Source organism: Cyclobacterium sp. (assembly GCF_014762705.1).
In the GTDB taxonomy this organism is placed as follows: domain Bacteria; phylum Bacteroidota; class Bacteroidia; order Cytophagales; family Cyclobacteriaceae; genus Cyclobacterium.
On record NZ_JABURL010000087.1, the window covers coordinates 1 to 23667 of the forward strand.

26 protein-coding genes and 1 pseudogene are annotated in these 23667 nt (G+C 44.8%); 15 read left to right on the forward strand and 12 right to left on the reverse strand.

From position 1 onward, the window contains the following. On the reverse strand, positions 1 to 605 hold a 605-nt coding region (locus HUJ21_RS16315; protein WP_291371656.1), incomplete at its 3' end, for a reverse transcriptase domain-containing protein. Between the two features lie 666 nt (positions 606 to 1271). On the opposite strand from HUJ21_RS16315, the gene HUJ21_RS16320 reads away from it, so the two are divergent. The 6 genes from HUJ21_RS16320 to HUJ21_RS16345 all read left to right on the forward strand — a co-directional run bounded on the left by HUJ21_RS16320 (position 1272) and on the right by HUJ21_RS16345 (position 6525). Next, entirely contained in the window at positions 1272 to 1745 is a 474-nt protein-coding gene (locus HUJ21_RS16320; RefSeq protein WP_291371658.1) for a hypothetical protein, read from the forward strand. Between the two features lie 1072 nt (positions 1746 to 2817). Then, positions 2818 to 3045, forward strand: a complete 228-nt coding sequence (locus HUJ21_RS16325; RefSeq protein ID WP_291371660.1) for a hypothetical protein — start codon at positions 2818 to 2820, stop codon at positions 3043 to 3045. A 150-nt stretch (positions 3046 to 3195) separates the two neighbouring features. Next, a complete protein-coding gene (locus HUJ21_RS16330; protein WP_366483704.1) occupies positions 3196 to 3402 on the forward strand; it encodes a PIN domain-containing protein in 207 nt (68 codons plus the stop codon). 429 nt (positions 3403 to 3831) lie between these two features. Continuing rightward, positions 3832 to 4560 (forward strand): (Fe-S)-binding protein, encoded by a 729-nt coding sequence (locus HUJ21_RS16335; protein WP_291371662.1) that lies wholly within the window; start codon positions 3832 to 3834, stop codon positions 4558 to 4560. Positions 4561 to 4573: 13 nt separating this feature from the next. Beyond that, complete coding sequence (locus HUJ21_RS16340; RefSeq protein WP_291371664.1) at positions 4574 to 5950, forward strand: lactate utilization protein B; 1377 nt, start codon at positions 4574 to 4576, stop codon at positions 5948 to 5950. Further along, positions 5947 to 6525 (forward strand): LUD domain-containing protein, encoded by a 579-nt coding sequence (locus HUJ21_RS16345; protein WP_291371666.1) that lies wholly within the window; start codon positions 5947 to 5949, stop codon positions 6523 to 6525. The genes HUJ21_RS16340 and HUJ21_RS16345 overlap by 4 nt, the downstream gene beginning before the upstream one ends. On the opposite strand, the gene HUJ21_RS16350 is transcribed toward HUJ21_RS16345, so the two are convergent. The 5 genes from HUJ21_RS16350 to HUJ21_RS16370 all read right to left on the reverse strand — a co-directional run bounded on the left by HUJ21_RS16350 (position 6522) and on the right by HUJ21_RS16370 (position 11578). Next, the gene (locus HUJ21_RS16350; protein ID WP_291371668.1) at positions 6522 to 7475 is read right to left on the reverse strand and encodes a sugar phosphate isomerase/epimerase family protein; all 954 of its coding nucleotides are present in this window, start codon (positions 7473 to 7475) and stop codon (positions 6522 to 6524) included. The genes HUJ21_RS16345 and HUJ21_RS16350 overlap by 4 nt on opposite strands. 96 nt (positions 7476 to 7571) lie before the next feature. After that, positions 7572 to 8144: a pyridoxamine 5'-phosphate oxidase family protein gene (locus tag HUJ21_RS16355; protein ID WP_291371670.1), complete on the reverse strand. Its 573-nt coding sequence runs from the start codon at positions 8142 to 8144 to the stop codon at positions 7572 to 7574. 7 nt (positions 8145 to 8151) lie between these two features. Then, positions 8152 to 10086, reverse strand: a complete 1935-nt coding sequence (locus tag HUJ21_RS16360; protein WP_291371672.1) for a heavy metal translocating P-type ATPase — start codon at positions 10084 to 10086, stop codon at positions 8152 to 8154. Positions 10087 to 10162: 76 nt separating this feature from the next. Then, a complete protein-coding gene (locus HUJ21_RS16365; protein WP_291371674.1) occupies positions 10163 to 10831 on the reverse strand; it encodes a glycosyltransferase family 2 protein in 669 nt (222 codons plus the stop codon). Positions 10832 to 10948: 117 nt separating this feature from the next. After that, a complete protein-coding gene (locus HUJ21_RS16370; protein WP_073095534.1) occupies positions 10949 to 11578 on the reverse strand; it encodes a peroxiredoxin in 630 nt (209 codons plus the stop codon). A gap of 270 nt (positions 11579 to 11848) precedes the next feature. On the opposite strand from HUJ21_RS16370, the gene HUJ21_RS16375 reads away from it, so the two are divergent. Together HUJ21_RS16375 and HUJ21_RS16380 are read left to right on the forward strand one after the other, a co-directional pair. Beyond that, a complete protein-coding gene (locus tag HUJ21_RS16375) occupies positions 11849 to 12340 on the forward strand; it encodes a low molecular weight protein-tyrosine-phosphatase (RefSeq protein ID WP_291371677.1) in 492 nt (163 codons plus the stop codon). After that, entirely contained in the window at positions 12327 to 13202 is an 876-nt protein-coding gene (locus HUJ21_RS16380) for a fructosamine kinase family protein (protein ID WP_291371679.1), read from the forward strand. The genes HUJ21_RS16375 and HUJ21_RS16380 overlap by 14 nt, the downstream gene beginning before the upstream one ends. Here HUJ21_RS16380 and HUJ21_RS16385 read toward each other — a convergent pair. Further along, positions 13199 to 14482, reverse strand: a complete 1284-nt coding sequence (locus HUJ21_RS16385) for an aspartate kinase (protein WP_291371681.1) — start codon at positions 14480 to 14482, stop codon at positions 13199 to 13201. The genes HUJ21_RS16380 and HUJ21_RS16385 overlap by 4 nt on opposite strands. Before the next feature lie 55 nt (positions 14483 to 14537). On the opposite strand from HUJ21_RS16385, the gene fbp reads away from it, so the two are divergent. Continuing rightward, entirely contained in the window at positions 14538 to 15554 is a 1017-nt protein-coding gene (fbp, locus tag HUJ21_RS16390; RefSeq protein ID WP_291371683.1) for a class 1 fructose-bisphosphatase, read from the forward strand. A 6-nt stretch (positions 15555 to 15560) separates the two neighbouring features. On the opposite strand, the gene HUJ21_RS16395 is transcribed toward fbp, so the two are convergent. The 3 genes from HUJ21_RS16395 to yihA are packed head-to-tail and all read right to left on the reverse strand — an operon-like array spanning position 15561 to position 16991. Further along, positions 15561 to 15884, reverse strand: a complete 324-nt coding sequence (locus tag HUJ21_RS16395) for a hypothetical protein (RefSeq protein WP_291371685.1) — start codon at positions 15882 to 15884, stop codon at positions 15561 to 15563. Further along, entirely contained in the window at positions 15881 to 16327 is a 447-nt protein-coding gene (locus HUJ21_RS16400) for a DUF5606 domain-containing protein (protein WP_291371687.1), read from the reverse strand. The genes HUJ21_RS16395 and HUJ21_RS16400 overlap by 4 nt, the downstream gene beginning before the upstream one ends. Positions 16328 to 16385: 58 nt before the next feature. After that, entirely contained in the window at positions 16386 to 16991 is a 606-nt protein-coding gene (gene yihA, locus HUJ21_RS16405) for a ribosome biogenesis GTP-binding protein YihA/YsxC (RefSeq protein ID WP_291371689.1), read from the reverse strand. Between the two features lie 116 nt (positions 16992 to 17107). Between yihA and ubiE the strand changes: the two genes are divergently transcribed. From ubiE to HUJ21_RS16430, 5 genes are all read left to right on the forward strand, one after another. Continuing rightward, positions 17108 to 17830 carry a bifunctional demethylmenaquinone methyltransferase/2-methoxy-6-polyprenyl-1,4-benzoquinol methylase UbiE gene (gene ubiE, locus HUJ21_RS16410; protein ID WP_291371691.1) on the forward strand — a complete coding sequence of 241 codons (723 nt, stop codon included), beginning with the start codon at positions 17108 to 17110 and terminating at the stop codon, positions 17828 to 17830. Beyond that, a complete protein-coding gene (locus HUJ21_RS16415) occupies positions 17779 to 18558 on the forward strand; it encodes an outer membrane beta-barrel protein (protein WP_291371693.1) in 780 nt (259 codons plus the stop codon). The genes ubiE and HUJ21_RS16415 overlap by 52 nt, the downstream gene beginning before the upstream one ends. Before the next feature lie 60 nt (positions 18559 to 18618). After that, on the forward strand, positions 18619 to 19380 hold the full coding sequence (locus tag HUJ21_RS16420; protein ID WP_291371695.1) for an SDR family NAD(P)-dependent oxidoreductase: 762 nt from the start codon (positions 18619 to 18621) through the stop codon (positions 19378 to 19380). 8 nt (positions 19381 to 19388) lie between these two features. Beyond that, positions 19389 to 20228 carry a M15 family metallopeptidase gene (locus tag HUJ21_RS16425; protein ID WP_366483703.1) on the forward strand — a complete coding sequence of 280 codons (840 nt, stop codon included), beginning with the start codon at positions 19389 to 19391 and terminating at the stop codon, positions 20226 to 20228. Positions 20229 to 20303: 75 nt separating this feature from the next. Beyond that, positions 20304 to 21038 carry a ThuA domain-containing protein gene (locus tag HUJ21_RS16430; protein ID WP_291371705.1) on the forward strand — a complete coding sequence of 245 codons (735 nt, stop codon included), beginning with the start codon at positions 20304 to 20306 and terminating at the stop codon, positions 21036 to 21038. 131 nt (positions 21039 to 21169) lie between these two features. Here the strand turns inward: HUJ21_RS16430 and HUJ21_RS16435 are convergent, their stop codons facing one another. After that, complete coding sequence (locus HUJ21_RS16435) at positions 21170 to 21943, reverse strand: hypothetical protein (protein WP_291371697.1); 774 nt, start codon at positions 21941 to 21943, stop codon at positions 21170 to 21172. Positions 21944 to 22228: 285 nt separating this feature from the next. Further along, the gene (locus HUJ21_RS16440; protein WP_291371699.1) at positions 22229 to 23320 is read right to left on the reverse strand and encodes an amidohydrolase family protein; all 1092 of its coding nucleotides are present in this window, start codon (positions 23318 to 23320) and stop codon (positions 22229 to 22231) included. Between the two features lie 275 nt (positions 23321 to 23595). Between HUJ21_RS16440 and HUJ21_RS16445 the strand changes: the two are divergent. Further along, a pseudogene (locus tag HUJ21_RS16445) lies at positions 23596 to 23667 on the forward strand (ribonuclease HI); the annotation flags it as partial.

The following is a 23667-nucleotide window of genomic DNA, read 5'->3' on the forward strand; positions in this document are numbered from 1 at the left end:
AGCAGGATGTTGCTCAGTAAGGGGCTGATTGGGGAGCCCTGAGGGACTCCTTTTCTACGCCTGTGCAGTTTTCCGTCAATCTGGATCGGTGCACGAAGCCATTTCCGGATAAGCCGCAGGGTGGTCGGGCATTTTACCCGTTGGTAGATGAACTGTAACAGAATGGAATGGTCAACTTCATCAAAGAACCCCTTAAGGTCAATATCCACAATATCCTGATAGCCATCGTTGATGTATTTCAGGGCTTGTGATACCGCCTTGTGGATGTTCTTTTCGGGACGGAAGCCGTAGCTGTGTTCCTCGAACGTAAGTTCGTACTTGGTCATCAGCACCTGGCTTACCGCCTGTTGTAGCCACCTTTCCACTACTGTGGGAACCCCCAATAATCTTGTTTTTCCGTTGCTCTTGGGGATTTCAACCCCCTTGATAGGTTTCGGTACATACGTATGGTTCAGGATGGATGTGGCAATCCTGTCCCTGTTGTTTTCCAAATAGGAAAACAGTTCAGTAACCTTCATGCCGTCCACCCCTGCCGAACCCTTATTCCGCACTACCTGTCGGTAGGCTTTGTAGAGGTTCTTACGGTTGAGTATTTTTTCTATCATAATTAATCTGTTAACCTTGTCCGCTTAAGATGAGGCTGCCCCAATACGGTGCTCCCCATCGAATTTGGACATAATCCAATGTTCGGTCCTTCGGTACCCAGTGAGACCTCTGTAGCTCTTACAGCTCGTTACCGGTAACTACTATGACCTCGGCTGACTTCTCTTAGGTGTTCCCGACACCCAGAGACATCCCTCGGTAAGGTGAATATCCTTGTGCCTATTCCTGCCATATCTACCATTTCGATGCTTCCTTCCTTTCGGAAGGTTAGGACTTCGGCGTGATGTGGCACCTCATCCGACCTTATGGCCTCAGTATATGGTTTCTGTTCGTCAGTACAGACACCGCAGTCTGGCTTACTTCACTGCATGCCTCACGGCAAACCAGCCCCGCTTTGGCGGGACAGGCTTTGCCACTTGCTTTGCTTCGGGTAACGACTCCCGCGCATAAGGGACTTTCACCCATTGGAACGGTCAACTTTTTGACCTATATTCACCATTCAAGGCACACACTTCACCTAAGAAAACATGGGGCGGTAAGTGGTAACAGACTAGTTTGTAAACCGAACAAACTTTTGTTCTAACAGACAGGTAATCGCTCGGAAATGCCCCACGTTTCTTAGCCGTGGACCGTTAGCCCACCTTAAAAATAAAAGCACAGTGAGAAAGATGAATACTTACCTGATAATAGGAGTTCTTGTTTTGATTGGGATAATAACACTGGGTAGTTTTTATGGCAAGAGAAAAATTTGGACTAGGGATAAAGAATTTTTCAATTATGGAGAAACTCATAATGAAAATCGACAGGAACAGCGGATTTTAAAACTAACCGTTACGATTGGATTTGGCGGAGATGAAAAAACTATTTCCGAAAACGCAAATTCAGTAGTGATTGTGGAGACAATGCAGTCGACAAATTGGAATAAATTTCACATTGTTCAATTAGAAGACTTAAGCAGTAAAGGATTCAAGGCTTTGCATGTAAGTGGGAGTTTCGATGATGGACTGGCTTCGGGACTGGTAACAGATGACGACCATGTCCTTTTAGTAAAAAAGATAAAGACAGTCGATCAAATGACTGAAATTCTGTTGGATTTTCTAAAAGGGGAAGAAATTTGGCGTGATAAGTATAAATATAAATAAAGTGCTACAATCGTGGATGGCCGCAGGCCATAAGTCTGCGGAGCAACCCTCACGATTTATCCCCATAATCGGGAAAGGCTGTAGCTTCCCTGCATCCCGGGTTGTCACTAAAATGATTCGCCGCGGCGAATCATTTCTTAACGCTACGCCCCAGTTCACTGGATTATATTTGAGGTAATTGGAAAGAATGAATACCTATTCCATTCGTCTCAGGAGGGGCAAGGTTAAAGTTGTGATCAGAATCGAACCCTGATCCGCAGCGGCGGACCATCTACCTTTTCTGGTTACAACTTCGCTTTGCTTGGGAAAAGTGAGCCTGTCCGACTTTTTTAGCGCAATCCCTGGCAATACACGTTTATACACTTGTAAAAACACGAAAACTATTTTTGTATTCCGTATTTTCGATCGACAAGGTGCTGAATGAGAAGGGGGCTGAGATTCGAACCGTATCCGCCCTTTTTTTGAAACGGGAATGAACCAAGCAATGGCCGGTCCTGCATGTAGTTGCGTGTTTGCGGCTGGAGAATCGGTGCCTATCTTCGGGAGGAATCGGTAGGAGGCATACCCCGGCATATACCTTCCGAGGTTACTTCCAGGACAGACTTTGTGAACAGGTACCCTGATAGGCACCTGGTCGCGAAGTCAATGTGTATTGCTCCGTATCGGTTGAATGGCTAAGATGCATGGTAATGAAAAATCTAGTTGGGGTTTCTCGAAATTTTTCTATATTTAAGGAAGTTAAATCCGCCGTCCAAAGGGGAAATAACCGCAATGCCTGCGGTTAGCCAGTAGTTATGGAAATACACAGTGAACCAACAGAACTTCGATATTTAAGAAAATGCTTCAGGACACGACTCCGGCGCATAAGGGACTTTCACCCTCTGAAATAATTTGATATCTTCGATACCAGATGCCCATGCTGGGCACACACAAATTGTAAATTGCATTGCGGGGTTCGTGGTGTGTCGTTCGCTGGATTCTCGCAACATCGTTCCGTCCTACCGGATAGGAACGAGCTCGGAAATCCGAAACGACAACTTACAAGTGACCGGTTGGTGCCAATGCCAAAAAAATGAAAGGCAGGGACCAAAAGCCTGAAAGATTTGTTATATTGGGTAAAGATGATCAAACTATGGTGACAATAATCAAAAAAGGAACTCCCAAAGAGGAGATAAAAAGACGGGTTGATGAAGTTATTTCAAAATCTCCCTGGAGAGATATATTGAAATATGCAGGAAAGTTAAAAACTGAAATTGATCCATTAGAATATCAAAGACAGATGAGAGATGAGTGGGAATAGACTTTGTGTTGACACCAATATCCTACTCTATTTTTTAAAAGGAGATCAGGAGGTCATCGAAATGATTTCAGACAAGGATCTTGTGATTTCAGTATTACAGAGCTTGAACTTCTTTCCTTTCCCAAAATATCTTCGGATTCGGGAGATACCATCAAAGGACTATTAAAAAATTGTCTGATTATAGATATCAGATCAGAAATCAAAGACCTGACAATTGAGATCCGGAGGAAATCAAAATTAAAGATTCCGGATGCTATTGTTGCGGCAACAGCATTTTATTCAAAATTACCATTATTAACGGCAGACAAGCAATTCAGGACGGTTGATGAATTGGATTTGATCATGTACGAACTATAAAAGCTCTGGTGCCAACCCAAGCGAAATGCAAACGCTGGTCGTGTCGGTTGACACTAACGCGTGAATGTCATACCTTAATCCTCAATCAACTAAACTGAGGTCGGCATCTGCGTTTAGCTAATACTCCCAAAACAACATACAACAACGAAAGATTGCATTCATTCAGGAAAGGTAGATTCGGGATTCAACAAGATTTCGGCTTTCGCCCCTTTCATCAGCACAGTGCAGGATGGTTCCTCTTTGGTCCTATTGTACTTTTAACATGGATTTAATTGAACAGGGTTTGCTTACCAGGTAAGCCCTCCTGCATGGTAAGGGAAAAGTTTGATATGAAAATACTGGCGAATTACCTTCTGATGCGTATCTTTATCTGCTGTTGCCAACAATGGCAGCCTTATTTTGTTAGATAGCCAATAACACCTGCCCTGAATGAAAGTCGGATTATTTATTCCTTGTTACGTAGAGCAATTTTACCCCAATGCAGCCATTGCCAGTCTACAGTTACTGGAAAAAGCCGGAGTGACGGTTGATTACCCCCTGCAGCAAACCTGTTGCGGTCAGCCCATGGCCAATTCCGGTTACCAACAATACGGAGAAGGAGCTGCCAAATTGTTCCGGAAAAATTTTGAAGGCTATGATTACGTGGTTTGCCCCTCTGGTAGCTGCACATTGCATGCCAAAGAACATATTCTTTCAGGCCAGGAAGGCGGACCCAAAATCTATGAGTTATGCGAATTTCTAACCGACGTACTCCAGATAAAAAGCCTGGATGCCAGTTTTCCCTATCGCGTGGGTTTGCATGCCAGCTGTCATGGATTAAGGGGGCTCCATTTGGCCAAACCTTCCGAACTGATGATACCGGAATTTAACAAACCCCTCAGCTTGTTGGAGATGGTAAAAGACATAGACCTGGTCCATCTGGCCAGGAAGGATGAATGCTGTGGTTTCGGAGGCACCTTTGCCGTTTTTGAGGAGGCCGTATCCGTAGATATGGGCAAAGACCGGATCAAAGATCATGAGCAACAAGGTGTGCAGGTGATTACCGGTGCGGACATGTCCTGCCTCATGCACCTGGAAGGGCTGCTTCGCAGAGAAAAGAAAGCCATCAAAGTCATGCACATTGCAGAGATTCTGAATGGTCAAATACCCAACAACTAAATACATAAACTAAATGAAACTCCCTCAGACACATGCTGATGCTGCAGCAGATTTCCTAAAAGACACTGAAAGGAGTCATTGGCATGATGAAACCCTCTGGCATGTCAGAAGTAAAAGAGATGCCTCTGCAGAAAAAATTCCGGAATGGGAACAGCTGCGTACCCTGGCCTCCCAGATCAAAGACCATGTGCTCTCCAATCTGGATAACCTGCTGCTAAAATTTGAGAAGAATGCGCAGGCCAATGGTATCGAGATTTTGTGGGCCAAAGATGCGCAGGAGCACAATGAGCACGTGCTGCGTATTCTGGAGGAAAATCAGGTGAAACAACTGGTAAAAAGTAAATCTATCCTGACGGAGGAGTGCGGATTAAATCATTTTTTAGAAGATAAAGGGTATGATGTGGTGGATACCGATCTGGGTGAGCGGATCATTCAGTTCAATAAGCAGGTTCCCAGCCATATCGTAATGCCAGCGATTCACCTGAAGAAAAAAGAGATCGGCGATATTTTTCACGAGCACCTGGGAACCGATGAAGGAGCCGATGATCCTCAGTATCTTACTGAAGCCGCCCGACAACATTTGAGGCAAAAATTTATTCAGGCCCATGCAGCGATCACCGGCGTAAACTTTGGGATTGCCGAAACAGGGGGCTTTGTGGTCTGCACCAACGAAGGCAATGCCGATATGGGTACCCACCTGGCCGATATCCACATTGCCTGTATGGGCATAGAAAAACTGATTCCCAGAGCAGCAGATCTGGGCGTGTTCCTCCGGCTGTTGGCACGCAGTGCTACCGGGCAGAGCATTACCAATTATAACTCGCATTTTCACCGTCCCAGGAAAGGTAAAAAAATGTACTTAATCCTGGTAGATAATGGACGGACAAAGCAATTGGGCAGGGAGGATTTCAGAAATTCCCTCAAATGCATCCGTTGTGGGGCCTGTATGAATACCTGTCCCATTTACCGCAGGAGCAGTGGATTCAGCTACAACTCCACCGTGCCGGGACCGATAGGCTCCATTCTTTCCCCCGGCATGGACCTGAAGAAACACAGTACGCTACCTTTTGCCTCCACCCTTTGTGGATCCTGCTCGGATGTATGTCCGGTAAAGATCAATATCCACGAACAATTGTACAAGTGGCGACAGGTCATTACCAAAGAGGGCCCTTCCCAGCCGTCCAAAAAATGGGCCATGCGCTTTGGAGGAAATGTAATGTCTAAACCCAAACTCTTTGACCTGATGGGCAAAATGGCCAGAAAGTCGCTTTCCATCAGTCCCAGAGGCTTTGTCTACAACAGTTTCAATGCCTGGGGCAAACACCGGGAACTACCGGAGGTACCGAAGGAAAGTTTCAAGGATTGGTACAAGAAAAACAGGAACAAATGAGCAGTAAAGAAAGCATATTAGCAGCCATACAAAAAAATAAACCGGATTTGCTTCCCCTGCCGGAACATCCGGAGTTTCCCGTTGAGGGCGATTTGGTGGAACGGTATAAAAGCAGCATCAAATCCAATGGGGGTCAGGCACTGGAGGTGAGTGACCCTGCCGAAATCCGGGATTACCTGGAATTACATTTCCAGGACAGCCAAATGATTCTTTCCCTTTCGGAAGTGGTGAAGGGGAATTACGATATCGCTCTGGCAGAAGATCCTCATGACCTGGAACATGTAGAATTAGCCATTCTGGAAGGAAAATGGGGAGTGGCAGAAAATGCCGCCATCTGGCTTCCTGAGGAAAGCCTGAAACACCGTGCCCTCCCATTTATTGCCCAGCACCTGATCGTATTGTTAAAAAAGGACCGGTTACTGGGCAATATGCATGAGGTATATCAATCGATCAATGTATCGGATTCCGGCTATGGAGTATTTATCGCCGGACCCTCCAAGACAGCCGATATTGAGCAATCATTGGTTATCGGGGCTCATGGTCCCCGCAGCATGACCGTTTTCTTGCTGGATTAAACAGAAAAGGAGCCTTGAAGTGCCGCTTCAGTAGCCTCAAGCTGCTCCCTGACTTCCACAATGCTTTCCCATTCCCGACCTGCTTCGCCGTATTCAATGCCACACCAGGAGTGGTAATCTGCTTTCAATACAATGCGCATCATTTTTTCATAATCCAAAGGAGACTGATTGCCTTTACCATCCCATACAGTTGTTTTCACACTGACCCCCTGGGCATAGGGCATCAATTCTTTTACCCCTTTGTAAGAATCATAGGAAATGGGCTTACCGTCGTTGGGACTGATCTGAAAATTGCCAAAATCCGGTAAGGTGCCTGCCCGGGGATGATCAGCAGCTTTCATTACGCCAGATAGCCATTTCGCATTACTGGAAAAACCACCGTGATTTTCTATGGTGACTCCTATATCCATGGTATCAGCAAATTCACAAAGTTGCCTCAAACCATCTGCTACCAGTTTCTGGGATTCACTAAATGCCTTTCTGTCCTGGCTGTACTCGACTGAAGAGTAGCCATTTACCCGGATGGCATGACAACCCAGAAATTTGGCTGCTTCCACCCATTTTTTGTGGTTTTCTACTGTTTCCATACGCTCAGCGGCATCAGCGGCACCCAGCTGCCCTTCCCTGTCACACATGATCAATACGGAGGTTACCCCCTCGCCCTCTGCCCGACTTTTCATTTCTCCGAGGTAGCTCATGTCTTTGGCCTTATCCATAAAAAACTGGTTGACATATTCCACGGCATGAATGCCATGTTTTTTGGCCAGCATCGGAAAATCCAGGTGATCCATTTTTTTGGAAAAAAGGAGCTTGTTGACCGACCATTCGGCCAGGGATATTTTGTACAAGGATGCTTTGGGCGATAAGGAAAAAGCCTGATTTCCCAGACCCAAACCGAAAAAAGCGGTAGCTAATCCGGTTTTTTTGATAAAATCTCTTCTGTTATGCATGTTTTTTTGAATAAATGATGCTACCTGTAAATATAGGAATTCAAGATACTACATTTATTTTTTAACAACAATGCCTTTCAAAAGATCGGATAAGCTTTAGGGTGACAGCCAACTGCCTGCCCAGGAATTTTCCTTTCTTTTGAAAATAGTCCTCAAATGGCGTAATCCATCGAGCTGCAGGCATTCCACTATTTTGGGCTGAATTTCCAGCACTACAAAATGGCTGTCGTCTTTTTCTTCATCCCAGTTATGTGCATCTGTTGGGGAATCAATCTCTTTTCCGGGAACAATGCTAGCCTGATACGCTTTCCTGGCCTCTCCCTGTACTTTTTGCCAATGTTTTTGACTTATCATGTTTTGATGATGGATGGCGGTGGTACCATGCACCTTTACCTGGCAGCGTTTTTTGGGATGGTAAAACAAAAGGCTCAAGGTTGGATTTTTGTTGAGCTGCACTACTTTTTGGCTACGGCTATCGGTATAGCAGTAAAATTGATGGTGTTCATCCATTTCACGTAAAACCACATACCGCATATCGGGCTGATCGCCTGAAAGGGTGGCCAACGTGACAAAGCGAAAGGGGTGTTTATTATCCAGTGCAGCGCGATGCAATTCATGCATTACCGTTTCCCAAATACCGTCCAATGAATCCGTGTCTTTAAAAAGCATGTTTTTTTCAATTGTAAATGGTATTGATCCGGATGGCATTCAGTATGGCCAGCAGGGCCACACCCACGTCTGCAAAAACAGCTTCCCACATGCCTGCCAGACCTGCTGCACCCAGGCTTAATACCAGGAATTTAACCCCGAAAGCCAGTGCAATGTTTTGCCAGACAATGCTGCGGGTCGTTTTTCCTATGCGGATGGCCAGGCCCACTTTCGAGGGTTGATCGGTTTGGATCACCACATCTGCTGTTTCTATGGCCAGGTCGCTACCCATGCCTCCCATGGCAATGCCCAGGTCCGCTGCTGCAAGGGCCGGGGCATCATTGATACCGTCTCCTACGAAGGCTATTAGTTTACCCGGTTCTTGCTTCAACTTCTCCAGAAAGACAAGCTTGTCTTCCGGTAAAAGGCCTCCAATGGCCTGCCGGGCTGACAGCATCTCTCCTACAGCTTCTACCACCTCTCGCTTGTCCCCGGAAAGTATGATCAGTTCGTGTATGCCCATCTTCTTTAAGGCATCAAAAGCCGCCGCTGCATCTTCTTTGACCTGATCCGCCAGGACAAAATAACCGGATAAGACATCATTTACTGCACAAAATATTAATGTCCCCTCATTCCCTTTTATCTGAGACAGCCCTTTGATGTTATGGCTTTCCATCAGAAGTTGATTGCCGACCATAACTTGCTTACCCTGCACCAATCCCAACAAACCTTTCCCTGCATACTCTTTTAAATCGGAAACAGGGTAAGGTTCTCCTTCCACATATTCTAACAGGGCCCTGGCTATGGGGTGATTGGACTTTGCTTCCAGTGAGGCGGCAAGAAGCTTCCAGTCTTTTTCCGCCCCCTCCATTTCTTCAACCTTGTTGACGGAGAAAACGCCCCTGGTCAGCGTACCGGTTTTATCAAAAATAACCGTATTGACCTTGGTGATCAGGTCCAGGTAATTGGAACCTTTAAATAAGATGCCCTTTCTGGAAGCCGCTCCAATGCCGCCAAAGTAGCCTAAAGGTATGGAAATCACCAGGGCACAAGGGCAGGAAATGACCAGAAATACCAAAGCCCGGTACAACCAATCTCTGAATTGATACTCTGTTACAAAAAAGTAGGGCAATACTACCAGGGCAAGGGCCAGATAAGTAACAATAGGGGTGTATATCCGGGCAAACTTGCGGATAAACTGTTCCGTTTTGGCTTTTTTAGACATGGCTTGCTGAACGGTACGGATAATTTTTGACAGGGAGCTGTCCTGAAAGGAACGGGATACCTGTATGGTAAGCAGATTTTCAAGATTGACCATGCCTGCCAAAACCTCTTCACCCGGCTGAATAATTGCCGGCATGCTTTCCCCTGTTATGGCTGAAGTATTAAAACTTCCTGCGCCTTGCAGCAGGGTTCCATCCAGAGGTACTCTTTCTCCCGCCTGTACTTCAAGGATCTCACCTATTTTTACATTTTCAGGTTTTACCCATAACCGCTCTCCTTCCCGTACAATTCTGGCCTGGTCTGGCCGGATATCCAAAAGTGCCTGAATATTCCCCTTTGCTTTACTTACTGCCTGATGTTGGAGCAGTTCGCCGATAGTATAAAAAAGCATGACCACTACAGCTTCAGGATACTCTCCAATGGCAAAGGCTCCTATGGTAGCAATTCCCATCAGAAAAAATTCTGTAAATACCTCTCCCTGCCGGATCAGCTCCCATCCTTTCTTCAACACCGGATAGCCAACCAGACCATAGGATAGCAGGTATACCGGCAGCCATAAACTGATGCCTGCAACATGTGCAGGAAAATGGTATTCACCCAGTATGGCCAGAAGCAGGGCGGCCAGACTTAATATACTGCTTCTCCACATGGACCATATGCCGGACCATTTACCAGGTTCTTTTGGTTTTTCCGCTTGCGGTGATTCGCAGCAAGAAACAGCGGGGGAAGAAGCTTCCATTGTCTTTGGATTTTAGCGTTGGCCAAATGTACAATTAAAAACCATGCACAGATATTGCAAAAAGAAAGGACCAGGTTTATTTGATTTGAGTGGAATTGCTTTTATTCTCTAACTTAACCTTCATTTGACCGCAGGTACTTTCCGGATTGTTCCGGTAATAAACGTAAGTTCGCAAATCTACTTTTCCTACTCGAAAATGTTTTATTGCCCAATCATAAAAGTCCGCATCAGCACCATAGCCATCTATAAACTTCCGCTTCAGGAATACCTCCCTTTTCCCAAAGAGTGTAGCAAATAAAACACAATCATCCACATGGATCAGCCGTTCAGGATCGAGCCGGTCTGGTACAAAATAATCTCCGGGCTGATCAACGATGGTTTGGGTGGTGGAGGCGATTATGTCGTAATCGGCCATTTGTTCCCTACAAGACTGAAGGTGCTGGGGAAGGTATTCATCATCCGCATCCAGAACAGAAAGAAAGGTACCCTGGCTTAAAGCAACAGCCTTATTGATAGCATTGGATTGTCCTTTGTTTTCCTGTCGGAAAAAGTGGATGCGGGATGCGTATTTTTTGCAAAATGCTTCCAGCTTTTTACCCGGATCATTGGTGGATCCATCATCTACCAGGATAATTTCAAAATTCTGTAAGCTTTGATTGAAAACAGAATTGATAGCCCTTTTGAGTTGCTGAAACGGCGTATTATAAGTAGCAATCAAAACAGAAATCTCCGGTATACTAGACATATCGCCTTAATTAACCATCAATTTCAACAAAAAGTTGTAGAAATCCCTTTTTAAAAGTGTAAAAACAAGAAAAGCCCTGCCTTCCGGCAGGGCTTTAGTTTATGGGTGTCGCCAGGATTAATTTTTAGACAAGTAAGAAGCGACTCCTTCTCTACTGGCAGTCATGGCTTCTTTTCCTTCTTCCCAGTTTGCTGGACATACTTCTCCAAATTTCTCCACATGTCTCAAAGCATCGATCAGCCTGAGCATTTCATCGATGTTTCTTCCCAGGGGCAGGTCATTTACGGTTTCATGTCTGATGGTTCCTTCCTTGTCTATAAGGAATGTGGCCCTGTAAGCCACAGGAAGACCTTCATAAGTCAGTTCTCCCTCTTCGTTGTAGTTCCAGTCTCCCGCCAATACACCAAAATTATGGGCAATGGTTTTTACCGGATCAGCTACGATAGGATAGGTTACTCCCTGGATTCCACCTTCTTCCTTTGGCGTGTTTAACCATGCCAGATGAGACTCTTCCGTATCACAGGAAGCCCCAACTACAGCCACACCTCTTTTTTCAAATGCTTCGAGTTTTTCCTGGAAAGCCAGAATTTCAGTGGGACATACGAATGTAAAATCCTTTGGATAGAAAAAGAAAACAACATCTTTATTTCCGATGTACTGCTCCAGAGAAAAGTTCTCAACAATTTCCTCTCCATCCACTACAGCAGGGGCATTAAATAAAGGTGCTTTTTTTCCAACTAATGACATAAAATAGATTTTAATTGTTTACAGATAATTTAACGATTGAACTTAGAAAATTATATTGTTTTTTTCCTAATTTCCAACGATACTTCTTCAACTTCAAAACCGCTGATTTGGTTCTCTGTTATCAGAATATTTGTAATTTTTTACAAACCGCAAAAATACGGAATATTTAAAGAGATTCATATGGATAGTGCTTTCATTTTTTTAAATTAACATTTTGATAACCATGCCTGTCTGAAAAAACATCATTAAGAGGGGATTACCGGAATTTATATGATTAAGGTTTTATTTATTTGTTTGGGAAACATTTGCCGTTCGCCTTTGGCGGAGGCTTTATTCAATCATAAAATTTCCCAAAAGGACTATAAAGACCTGATTACAGCAGACAGCTGTGGCACTTCGGATTACCATATTGGGGAACTGGCTGATGAAAGGGCGCTGGCTTGTGCCAGAAACAACGGCATTGTTATCCACCACAGGGGAAGGCAGCTTCACCGCACGGATTTCAGGGATTTTGATTATCTGGTGGCCATGGACCATTCCAACTTGGAAAACATCAAAAAACTATCTCATGAGGTTCAGCTTCCTGTAAAAAATCTCCATTTGGTTCGGGAATTCCAGCAAAATGCCGAGTTTCCGGAAGTACCAGATCCTTATTACGGTGGAGAGGATGGTTTCCAAAAGGTTTATGATATCCTGGATGAATCTTTGGATGGGTTTATCCGGGAACTTGAAAACAAACACAAGCTAAATGGATTCTCCTGATGAACTGTTTGATCATATTTGCCTGACTGTTTTCGGAGGAGCCAACAGCATCCTGAATTATCGCCTGGTAGCTGCCGGTAGCATGAATCAGGCCATTTACCTGAATACGGAAAAAGGAGCCTTTTTTTTAAAAAGCAACTTCGAGCAGGAAGCAGATATCTTTCCCAGAGAGAGTGAAGGTTTGACCTTGTTACGGGAAAATTGTAACCTGTATGTTCCCGATACAGTGGCAATGGGGCAATATGAAGACAGGCATTACTTGCTGATGCAATGGATAAGTAGTTCATTTCCCAAACCTGATTACTCCAGCAGGCTGGGAGAGGGCCTGGCCGAGTTGCACATGTGCACCAGCAAGCAATTTGGCCTGGAAAAAGACAACTATATTGCCGTTCTTCCCCAAAAAAACACCTGGAATTCCTCTTGGACAGCGTTTTTTATAGAAAACAGATTGGAACCCCAACTGCAGTTGGCCTTTTATAAAGGACTAATAGATCAGGATTTTCTTCACTATTTTCGATCCATTTATGATGTATTGCAAGACTTTTTTCCCTCAGAGAAACCAGCATTGGTTCACGGTGACTTCTGGACAGGAAATATTATGGTAGATTCAAATGGGCTGCCTGCCCTCATCGATCCTGCGGTATATTTTGGAAACAGGGAAATGGATTTGGCTTTTTCAAGGCTGTTTGGGGGATCCACCAACGGTTTTTTTGACGCCTATCAGCAGGTGTTTCCACTAGAACCAGGTTTTGAAGAACGTGTGCCTGTGTACAACCTGTATCCCCTATTGGTACATCTCAACCTTTTTGGAAAAGCCTACCTGCCTGGCATACAAAAGACGCTGAAACGATTTGCAGGTTAAGTTTCGGGAGATGATTCCTCATAAACCCATTGTATCAACTCCGGTCCGTTTTGCTCCAGGTAAAGTTTTTCGGCCACTTGCCTGTAGTGAGTCCGCTCAGCATCAGTAGGGTTTTTCACAGTGATCATTTTCAGCCCGCTTTTGCTTTTTACCTTAAAAACCTCCCTAAAGGGCCTGGCCAATTGCTCTTCTGTGGAAGGCATGTCATTGATAAGTACAGCAATGTGGGCAGCTGATGCCTGCAGCAGCTGTATGCGCCAATTCATTTTTTTGGCCACCTCATAAATCAATTCAAAATGAAAACCTCCGATCATGGACAGGTCCAAAATGCGCAGTTCGATCAGGGTGAGCTTGCTTTTAAAAATCGTAATTGGTATTCTCGGAGCCTGCCCAAAGGAACCAATGACTGTTCCTGCAGCATCCGGATTGAGGAATGACTTGACATAAAGGGGAATGCCGTGCTTGGCAAGTGGCTTGATGGTTTTGGGGTGAATTACCTTTGCCCCATAATAAGTCATTTCAGCCGCTTCTTCAAAGTCCAGGTATTCAAATTTGACGGCTTCTGGAAAAATATCGGGATCTCCGTTGAGTATACCGGCCACATCTTTCCAAATCGTGACCGAAGAAGCTCCCAGGCTTACCCCCATGATGGCAGCCGTAAAATCCGAGCCTTCTCTGCCTAAGGTAGTGGTGTTTCCCAGCAAATCAGTGCCAATAAAGCCCTGTGTAACCACCGGAAATTTTTCCAGCTTGGGAAACAATGCCCTCCGGCAATATTGCATGGTCAGGGCCCAGTCTACTTTGGCCATTTTGGTTTGTGAGTCCGTTCGGACCAGTTCACGGGCATCTTGCCAGAGGCAGGCACAACCCAACTCACACAGGTATTCTTGTATGATACGGGTTGATATCAGTTCTCCAAAACCGATCACCTGGTCATAAAAAAAATCCCCATCGGCTTTGAGAGACAGGTTTTCCAGCGTTCTCCGCAATTGAGCAAATTGATTGTCTACCCGTGCAAAAACACCATGACCGGGGTGAAACAGTCCCCGGCAGATATCCTCATGATAATCCAGCAATTGAATCAGTTCTTTGTCAAAACTTTGCTGCTTTAAAGCCATATCGATCAGGTGTTCCAGCCTATCGGTGGTATCCCCGGCGGCAGAAACCACCATGACCAGGCCAGTGGTCCAGCGTTTTTTGACCAGGGCACCGATGTTTTTGATGGCGTTGGCGTCTTTAATTGAGGCACCTCCAAATTTATAAACCAGGGGTTGAATCATGAAAAATGGTTAGAAAAAGCGAATAAATTGATGATAATGAATTATCTTCAAAGGTATGAAGACACAGCCTTACAAACAAGACACCGGAAACCTTGCTTATAAAGTTGGGGTTACACTAGACCGATTTATTAAAAGCAAACAAGCCGATTTCCCTTATGCCACGGGTGAACTTTCGCAGATTTTAAGGGATATAGCCCTGGCATCAAAAATTGTTTCCAGGGAAATCAGCCGGGCCGGGCTTTCGGATGTTACCGGAGCTTTTGGACAGACCAATATACAGGGAGAGGAGCAGCAAAAGCTGGACGTGGTGGCCAATGTGCGCTTTACCCGTGCCCTGACCAAGGGAGGAGAAGTCTGTGCTGTGGTGTCGGAGGAAGAAGACCTGGTCATTGATCTGCATAACAGCAAGGGAAAATATGTGGTGGCTATCGATCCCCTGGATGGTTCGTCCAATATAGATGTCAATGTATCTATAGGCACTATATTTTCCATTTACCGCAGACTGACACCCTCAGGTTCTCCCATTCAGGAAAAAGATGTTTTGCAGAAGGGATCCGAACAGGTGGCTGCAGGGTACGTATTGTACGGTTCTTCTACCATGTTGGTGTATTCCACCGGGAATGGTGCGAATGGTTTTACTTACGAGAGATCCCTTGGAGAGTTTTTTCTTTCCCATCCGGAGATGCGCATGCCTGAAGATGGTGCCATCTATACCATCAACGAAGGGCTGACCCCTCATATTAACACGAATATCTTATCCTACCTGGAAGCCTGCAAAAGACAGGGTGCTTCTGCACGGTACATAGGCAGTTTGGTGGCTGATTTTCACAGAAATTTACTGAAAGGCGGCATTTACCTGTACCCTGCCACAACTCAGGCAAAAGAAGGTAAAATCAGGCTGATGTATGAAGCCAATGCCCTGGCTTTTATTGCCGAACAGGTGGGAGGAGCAGCTTCCGATGGCAAGCAACGCATAATGGATATAGAACCCAGGAGCCTGCACCAGCGTACCCCGCTTTTTATCGGATCAAAAAATATGGTAAAGGGCTTAGAGGAAGCTTTGGGCGGCTAACCGCAATCAGACAGAACGGTATTTATTGCGGTAATATATTTTTAATAATTGTCTGTCAACGATGGCCGTGGAAAGCAGGAGGCTTACTTCTTCAGGAGGACTTTCGGTAAGGATTTCCTGGAGTTTATGTTCTCCCAGATCCAGGCGGTAGCACAGTTGTAGCAGTTTTTCAAAATTTCTGTTGAGCATTTGACTCACATGCGGGACAATGGCCATTATCAGACTTTGACGGTCAGTGACCCGGGGAAGAGCGGGCAATTGCAGCAGCTCTTCCAGGTCTGCTGCCCCAGATTGTATATCGGTTATATCCTTATTTTCCGGATCAATCACGATTTGTCCTCTTCCGGTTCATCATCTTTCGCCTCGTCCCCCTCTGGCCTTTCCTCCAATACCTCGGGACATTCTTTGCGAAGGATATGGTACCAACTGATCAATTTTTTTACATCAGAGGCGTAAACGCGGTCTGCATCGAATTCCGGAAGGATATGCTTCATAAAAGCCTGGTATTCATCTTTGTCTGCTCCTTCCAGTCCGGTATCCCCTTCAAATTCCTTTTCTATCTTGATCAGCACTTCCTTTAAAGAGGTAGCACCTTCTTCGGTAAGGGTGTAGATGGAGATTTCACTCAGCAAGGAGACCCTTTGGGCAGCCCCCACCACCATTTTGCCCTTTTTATCATCAAGCGATTCCAAAATTACGCCGCTGCGGCTGGGCTTCAATATTTTATAAAGACCGGGTTTTCCGGAAACGGTAGCAATGTCTTTAAATTCCATGGTAACTTTTTGTTTTCAGGCTGCAAATATAAGGTTTCCCCAGGATTGGCCAAGCTGCTTAGCCAGCTTCATAATATTCGGTTACATTTTCTTCAATAAATCGGATCAATTCCTCCCTGCCTTCAAAGGTGACGGCTGAAGTAACAAAAAACTCGGGCAATTCCACAAATAACCTTTCCATTTCATCCAAAAACTGATGGACATTTTCAGAAGTTCTGGAATGTGACTGCTTGTCTGCCTTGGTAAAAAGCAATACTACCGGGAGTTGTAGCTGCCCGCACCACTGAATGAATTCAAGGTCAATCTTTTGTGGACCGTGTCTGCTATCTATCAGGACGAAAACCGCAGCAAGGTTTTCTCTTTCCGTAAGGTAAGCGCGGATCATTTTATCCCAGTCTGATTTCAGCTTTTTGTTTACTTTGGCAAAACCATATCCCGGAAGATCCACCATGTACCAGCGCCCGTCGATATCAAAATGATTGATCAGTTGGGTTTTTCCAGGTTTTCCCGAAATTTTTGCCAGGTGCTTGTGATTGGTTAACATATTGATCAGCGAGCTTTTGCCCACGTTTGACCGGCCGATAAAGGCAAATTCCGGCCTGTTTGCCGGAGGGCATTTTTTGTGGTCTGTATTACTGGTTAAAAAGCGTGCATTTTTCAACATGTCCCATTTTTTTTACAAAGGTAAGCAATTTCCGCAAACAGCTGCCTGCCAATAAATCATTAACAATTTTCCTTTGCTCAGGTTTACTTAGTAATATTGTAGCGAAATTAATAACCATGTCCGTAGTCCCATACAAAGATCAAAAAGGAGGCAAAAAGCAGCAGGTTGCCAGCATGTTTGACAATATCAGCAGAAAATACGACTTGCTGAACCATCTCCTGAGCCTTGGAATAGATATCATCTGGAGGAAGAAAGCCATCCGCCTGCTCAAAAATGACAAGCCCCGTCTGATTTTGGATATTGCCACCGGAACAGGTGATTTTGCCATTGAAGCCCTGGCCCTGAAACCGGATAAGGTTATCGGCGTAGACATTTCCGAGGGTATGCTCAATGAAGGCAGAAAAAAAATGAAGCAAAAAAAACTGGATCACCTCATTGAACTCCAACTCGGAGATTCAGAAAAGTTGCTCTTCGAGGAAAATAAGTTTGATGCTGTGATCGTTTCTTTTGGTGTCAGGAATTTCGAAAATCTGGAAAAAGGACTGACCGATATGCACCGGGTATTGAAACCAGGTGGAAAAACGGTCATTCTGGAATTTTCCAAACCAAAAAAATTCCCTATGAAGCAAGCTTATTCCTTTTATTTTAGATATATTTTGCCTCAAATCGGTAAAATCATCTCTAAAGACCAATCTGCCTATACCTATTTGCCCGAATCGGTAAAGGCTTTTCCGGATGGAAGGGATTTTCTTGACATTCTGGAAAAGGTAGGTTTCAAAAAAACGCAATGCAAAACACTCACATTTGGCATCAGTTCCATATACACTGGCATAAAGTAAGCCTGCTTGCCTTTCTTTTGCTGATTACCCTTGTTTTTCAACTACAGGCACAGCAGAAAAGCCTGATATTCAATCGCTCAGGTAGTGATGATCAATCGCTCTCTTATGGATTTTTCCTGGCCGCACACAACAGCAGTCTGAGGATCAAATATTCAGATAATTTTATGGACCCCACTTACCCGGGACTGGATAATGTAAGGGCCATTATGCCAGTTTTCTCCCCCGGATTTGCGCTGGGTTTTCTGGTAACCGGGAGGTTGCACGATCAGGTAAACGTAATGTTTACCCCCAAGGTAGGTTTTTATGAATACCGGACAGAACTGCAGCTCTTTACCGATGATGGCAATGCTGCCAATGGAATTGGGATCAGCACCGTTCCCCTACTTACAGAGGAGACACTGGTAGAATTCCCCCTTTTGGTCAAATACAAATCTGAGCGCTTCAACAATACCCGCATGTTTTTTGTTGGAGGCCTGAACGGGCAGATCCGTACCAAAAACCAGGAAGAGGCCAACGAAGATCCCGTGGTGCTGAAGGGTAAGGACCTGGCAGTTGAGATGGGTTTGGGCTTTGATTTGTATTTTCAGTATTTTAAATTTTCACCCGAAATTCGTTTTTCCCATGGTTTGATGAACCTGTACCAACCCGGGCATTCTGACGAAAGATTGGCCGGCGCCATCAGTGATATCCGGCGCAAATCCATTACCCTTTACCTGAATTTTCAGTAAAACCTGCCTGAAGAAGGGCTATTGACTTTTTATCTCCGGGGAAAAATTTTAAATTCCCTCATGGAAAAAAAGATAGCATTTATCACCGGCGCTACTTCCGGTATAGGGAAAGCCTGTGCCCATTACCTGGCTCAGGAGGGCTTTGCCATTATCGGTTGTGGCCGTAGAAAAGAAAGACTCGAACAACTCAAGAACGAATTACCCTCCGGTACGCCCTACCAATACCTGGTCTTTGATGTACGGGATAAGCAGGCAGTATACGCTGCGGTGGACTCCCTTCCCAAAGAATGGCAGGCCATTGAGGTGCTGATCAACAATGCCGGCAACGCCCACGGCCTGGACCCCATTCAGGAAGGAAGCGAGGAGGACTGGGATGCCATGATGGATATCAATGTAAAAGGACTGCTATACGTGTCCAAAAAAATCATTCCAGGAATGGTGGCGAGAAAAAGCGGACAAATCATCAATATTGGTTCCACTGCCGGCAAAGAAGTATACCCCAAAGGCAATGTTTACTGTGGCTCCAAGCATGCCGTAGATGCCATTACCAAAGGCATGCGCCTGGACCTGAACCCCTATGGTATCAAAGTCATGGCCATCAACCCGGGACTGGTGGATACCGAATTTTCCCTGGTCCGTTTCAAAGGCGACGACAATAAGGCAGCACAGGTGTACAAAGGCTTCCAGCCCCTGAAAGCAGAGGACATTGCCGACGTGGTACGCTTTGCAGTCACCCGGCCTCCACATGTGGTCCTGGCCGATGTGATCGTATTGCCCACAGCACAGGCCAGCACCACCCTGCTGAACAAAAACAATTCATGAAATTGAGCATGAAAAAAATATCACTCGGAAGGATGATTTTGAAGCCTGCGAGTTTCCTTATTGCCTTTGAAAAATATAGGAAAGCCAAATTCATTTGCTTGTTGCTTTTCCCCTTGCTGGCATGCAGTTCAGGTAAAAAAGAGCATGCTGAGGACAAGCTTGCCGAAGCAGACCTTGTCGCAAAGCTTCAGGATACTACTGTAGTGGAGGCACATACAATGGTTGCCCTGGATACGGGCAAATTGGAAAAGCGGCTCATCGATGCGGGTTTGGTCAATATTCAGGAGCTGCTCCCTGAAGTGCAGGTAGCTTTAAAGTATTCCACGGAGGATAACTTTTTTGGCAAGGATGTTTACGGAGAGCTCAGCAGGTGTTACATGCAGCCGGAGGTGGCAGAAATGCTGAAAATTGCTTACCGGGAACTGAAGTCCAGGCATCCTGACCTTACCTTTTTGGTCTATGATGCGGTAAGGCCACAATCGGTGCAGCAGATTCTTTGGGATGAGTTGGACAAACCCGACAGCATCAAACCCCTTTATGTAGCCGATCCACAAAAAGGCAGTTTGCATAATTTTGGGGTGGCGGTAGACCTGACTCTGGCTTATGCAGGCAGCGGCGAGCCTTTGGACATGGGTACAGGGTATGATTTTTTTGGTTATGCCGCTTATCCGGACAGGGAGAAAGAGATGTTGGCCGCCGGAAAGATCAGTCAAGAGCAGGTTGCAAACAGAAAGATCCTGAGAGAAGTCATGCTGGCTGCGGGATTTACGGGTATAGGATCAGAATGGTGGCACTTTAATGCTTATAGCAGAAAAGTTGCCGGAGAGAAATTCGACATTGTGAAATAATAATTGTATAATCGTCCTTTAAAATAATTTACATAACCTATGCATTTAATAAACAATAAACTCAAAGCCTTAAGCATGCTTGCTTTAGGTTTGGCCCTGATCCTGTTGCCTGCCATCAGCCAGGCCCAGCAGTTCCGGGCTTTGGTGATCAGCAAGACATCGGGCTTCCGTCACCAATCCATTCCTGAAGGAGTGTCAGCCATTAAAAAATTGGGACAAAAGCACCGTTTTCAGGTTTATGCCACTGAGGATGCCGGACAGGTGAATGACAAGAACCTGGAGCGCTACGATGTGATCATACTGATGAGTACTACCGGAACCATATTCAATGACGAAGAAAAAGCTGCTTTTGAGCGCTTTGTGCAAAGTGGCAAGGGCGTGGTTGGGGTACACAGCGCCACCGATACGGAGTACGACTGGCCCTGGTATACCAAACTGATCGGAGGGCAATTTAACCACCATCCCCAGCAGCAAACTGCCAGGATGCAAGTGGTCAATCGGGATCATCCCGCTACCTACCACCTGAATGACAAGTGGCTGCGTACCGATGAATGGTATGAGTTTAAAAACTTCAATGATGATGTCAATATCCTGGTACAGTTGGATGAGACCTCCTATGAAGTAGGTGAGCGAAATGGCAATAAAATGGGCATGGGTGCCGTGCATCCCATTTCCTGGTACCATGAATATGATGGGGGAAGGGTTTTCTACACTGGCCTTGGCCATGTGGAAGAAGCCTTTGACGATGCCGATTTCCTGGATCACCTGTATGGGGGCATCTGGTACGCGGCTTTGGGCAAGCCTTTTTAGAAAAACTTAATCATCCAATTATTTAAGAAACCCTCTCCGGAGGGTTTTTTTTCTAGGTCAATTATAAGTCAGCTAAAAGTTTGTCATTTACCCTGGAATCGCCCAGTTCAAAAAGATATTAGTAAGGACAGTTAGTATTTTGCTGTTCCAGTTAAATACAAAAGTTTTAAAGGTCCTGAATTTATTTTTCCCACTATCCAATTATATTTTTCCGACCCATCTAATTCACTAATAAGTTTTTCCATCTCTTTTTGGGAATAGGTCCTTAAGGAAGAAACTACACCATCCCAAAGAACGCATATTGGAACAATTGGAATCAGGTAAGTAAAAATAATTCTGCTTAACTTAAAAGGAGCTATGAATGGGGTGGTCAATAGTACTGTAACAGGCGAAAATAGCATCGCCACAATACTTGGGAGGCTTCTATCTTGTGCTTCAAATATGGCGATGCCACTTTTTGCGTTGATTGCATTTTGTAAAATTAATTTGGCATCAATTGGTTTGAAATGATGAAATGAAAGAAATTGAGTCCTAAGTCCTTTAAGCTCAGAAGGAACATTTCTTGCGTCAACAGATTTTACCTCATATTCGAAGTTATCAGCAAGTTTTGTCGTGTGTTCAAAAGCAGCTGTATTAGGATAATAGTCAGTCAGGATTATTTTTAAGCCCGGTATCATATTCTTTAATTCCCTGTTGAGTCCTAAAAGTCCACCACCCCCGCCTGATCCAAGGTCAATTATTGTTTCCGTTTGGTTTTTTCTTAATGATTCTACAAGAATAGGGATAATGGGTTTATACATACCTGACTTGTTGGATAAGAATTGTAAAAAATCAGTCAAATAGTTTCTTAAAAAACCGGGAAACCAATTTTGGTCTTCAAACTCAAATAAATGTACCCTTCCCATATTGTGCTGTTTTATTTATTTTATGGTCTACAGCTAAATAAATTAGGATTTCCAGAGATTTTATCTATCTCATCGTGGACGAACACAGCTATCAATAGCAAGTACTGTAAGACCTACATATTTGCATTATTTATGCATAGGGTCCTGTTTTTTCCGATTATTACCAAAATTATCAAATAATTTTAATTAATAAAAGGCCTGATTAGGGGTTACCATTCTGAATACCTGAAAGCAGGCAGAAGTCAGTTACCGCAAAATAAAAACAAAGCTGGAAGATAGCAGCGATCATTCCGGAAACAAACTGGCATCCATATTCGGGATGATCCGTAAGGCATTCTTATAGTACACTTTCTTCAACACCTCGTCAGGAAGATCCAGCCCATACATGCGCCAGAAGGCATGGTATTTCTTGTAATAGGGGAAGTACTCATCTGCGGTCTCCAAAACCCGGAAATAGGTGTAAAATTCCTCCTTGTTGTAGGCATCTTTCCCAAACAAAATCCTGTCCTGGTACTTGATGAAAAACTCCCTTGCCATCCTGGGCTGTCTGCCAAACTCAGCGATCACCGCTCCAATACCGAAATTTACATTTGGGTATTCCTCCAGGTGCCTGCCGGCTTTGGCCAGGTCATTGGCCATCCAGCCCATATGGGCATTGATAAAGGTGGTGCCGGGATGCTTGCGGAAGATATGGTGCTGTTCGGCAATAATCTGTTCGAAAGGAGCCGGATTATCAGGGCCTCTCTTACGATTGGGGTTGATTTTCAACTCCAGCCAGCGCTCGTTATTGGCATCCATGGGTTCCCAAAAGGGTGCCGGATCAGCAGCATGGATCAGAACGGGTATTCCCAGTTCACCACATTTGGCCCAGATGGGATCCAGATCAGGATGGTCTATGGGTACCCTATTACCATTGATATCATTGACCGATAGCCCCAGGCTTTTGTAAATTTTCAATCCATTGGCGCCGTTTTTCACATCAGTTTCCAGTTCTGCCACTGCCTTATCCACCCATTCCTCACTGCCAAAACCTTCAAAGCCCAAATTGGTAAAAACGATAAATCTGCCAGGGGCCACGCCATTAAACCGACGGATCATCGAATTCAGGTATTCCTGTGCGTCGATTTCTGCCCTTCTTCGGGCAAAACCTTTTCCGCTGAGGTTAACCATGGTGGCCATATTTAACTCATCCATTTCTGCTACCAGACGATGAATCAATTCCTGGGTAACGTTCCACTGGTGGCTATGGATATCCACAAAGGGAAATTTGGCACGCATTACCGGATTTTCAGGTACTACCAGGGTAGAGGTTGGATTGTATTCCTCAAAACCCATCTCCTGGGCTTTCAGCACCCGAAAATGAAGGGAAAATAGCATCAGAAAACATAACTTTAAAGCAAAGCAGCTGGTAAATTTTATCATCATGAAAACAATAAGTGAATAAAGGCTTTAATTTAACATGGATTTCTGTAAAAATTCTGAATTTAAAAATTAAGGTGAAAAATATTCAAGGCAATCCCCAGGCTGGAACAAACAGGTTCAGTTTTATCCTCCGGGAATAATTGATGATATTTGCCCGGATTTTAGGGAGCTGGATGGATGGACCTTGTCTTGATTTAAATTCAGGGTTCATCATTCATTTTGAAAAATTTATGATAAAAATATACACAGACGGCGCCGCAAAAGGCAATCCGGGAAATGGTGGCTATGGCGTGGTATTGCTC

Coding starts and splice junctions, on each gene's coding strand:
- HUJ21_RS16340 (WP_291371664.1), top strand. CDS start 4,574: ATGAAACTCCCTCAGACACATGCTGATGCTGCAGCAGATTTCCTAAAA.
- HUJ21_RS16385 (WP_291371681.1), bottom strand. CDS start 14,482: ATGATTCAACCCCTGGTTTATAAATTTGGAGGTGCCTCAATTAAAGAC.
- HUJ21_RS16420 (WP_291371695.1), top strand. CDS start 18,619: ATGGAAAAAAAGATAGCATTTATCACCGGCGCTACTTCCGGTATAGGG.
- yihA (WP_291371689.1), bottom strand. CDS start 16,991: ATGTTGAAAAATGCACGCTTTTTAACCAGTAATACAGACCACAAAAAA.
- HUJ21_RS16355 (WP_291371670.1), bottom strand. CDS start 8,144: ATGCTTTTTAAAGACACGGATTCATTGGACGGTATTTGGGAAACGGTA.
- HUJ21_RS16430 (WP_291371705.1), top strand. CDS start 20,304: ATGCTTGCTTTAGGTTTGGCCCTGATCCTGTTGCCTGCCATCAGCCAG.
- HUJ21_RS16440 (WP_291371699.1), bottom strand. CDS start 23,320: ATGCTATTTTCCCTTCATTTTCGGGTGCTGAAAGCCCAGGAGATGGGT.
- HUJ21_RS16375 (WP_291371677.1), top strand. CDS start 11,849: ATGATTAAGGTTTTATTTATTTGTTTGGGAAACATTTGCCGTTCGCCT.
- HUJ21_RS16370 (WP_073095534.1), bottom strand. CDS start 11,578: ATGTCATTAGTTGGAAAAAAAGCACCTTTATTTAATGCCCCTGCTGTA.
- HUJ21_RS16380 (WP_291371679.1), top strand. CDS start 12,327: ATGGATTCTCCTGATGAACTGTTTGATCATATTTGCCTGACTGTTTTC.
- fbp (WP_291371683.1), top strand. CDS start 14,538: ATGAAGACACAGCCTTACAAACAAGACACCGGAAACCTTGCTTATAAA.
- ubiE (WP_291371691.1), top strand. CDS start 17,108: ATGTCCGTAGTCCCATACAAAGATCAAAAAGGAGGCAAAAAGCAGCAG.
- HUJ21_RS16335 (WP_291371662.1), top strand. CDS start 3,832: ATGAAAGTCGGATTATTTATTCCTTGTTACGTAGAGCAATTTTACCCC.
- HUJ21_RS16350 (WP_291371668.1), bottom strand. CDS start 7,475: ATGCATAACAGAAGAGATTTTATCAAAAAAACCGGATTAGCTACCGCT.
- HUJ21_RS16415 (WP_291371693.1), top strand. CDS start 17,779: ATGCAAAACACTCACATTTGGCATCAGTTCCATATACACTGGCATAAA.
- HUJ21_RS16345 (WP_291371666.1), top strand. CDS start 5,947: ATGAGCAGTAAAGAAAGCATATTAGCAGCCATACAAAAAAATAAACCG.
- HUJ21_RS16400 (WP_291371687.1), bottom strand. CDS start 16,327: ATGGAATTTAAAGACATTGCTACCGTTTCCGGAAAACCCGGTCTTTAT.
- HUJ21_RS16435 (WP_291371697.1), bottom strand. CDS start 21,943: ATGGGAAGGGTACATTTATTTGAGTTTGAAGACCAAAATTGGTTTCCC.
- HUJ21_RS16360 (WP_291371672.1), bottom strand. CDS start 10,086: ATGGAAGCTTCTTCCCCCGCTGTTTCTTGCTGCGAATCACCGCAAGCG.
- HUJ21_RS16325 (WP_291371660.1), top strand. CDS start 2,818: ATGAAAGGCAGGGACCAAAAGCCTGAAAGATTTGTTATATTGGGTAAA.
- HUJ21_RS16425 (WP_366483703.1), top strand. CDS start 19,389: ATGAAAAAAATATCACTCGGAAGGATGATTTTGAAGCCTGCGAGTTTC.
- HUJ21_RS16365 (WP_291371674.1), bottom strand. CDS start 10,831: ATGTCTAGTATACCGGAGATTTCTGTTTTGATTGCTACTTATAATACG.
- HUJ21_RS16320 (WP_291371658.1), top strand. CDS start 1,272: ATGAATACTTACCTGATAATAGGAGTTCTTGTTTTGATTGGGATAATA.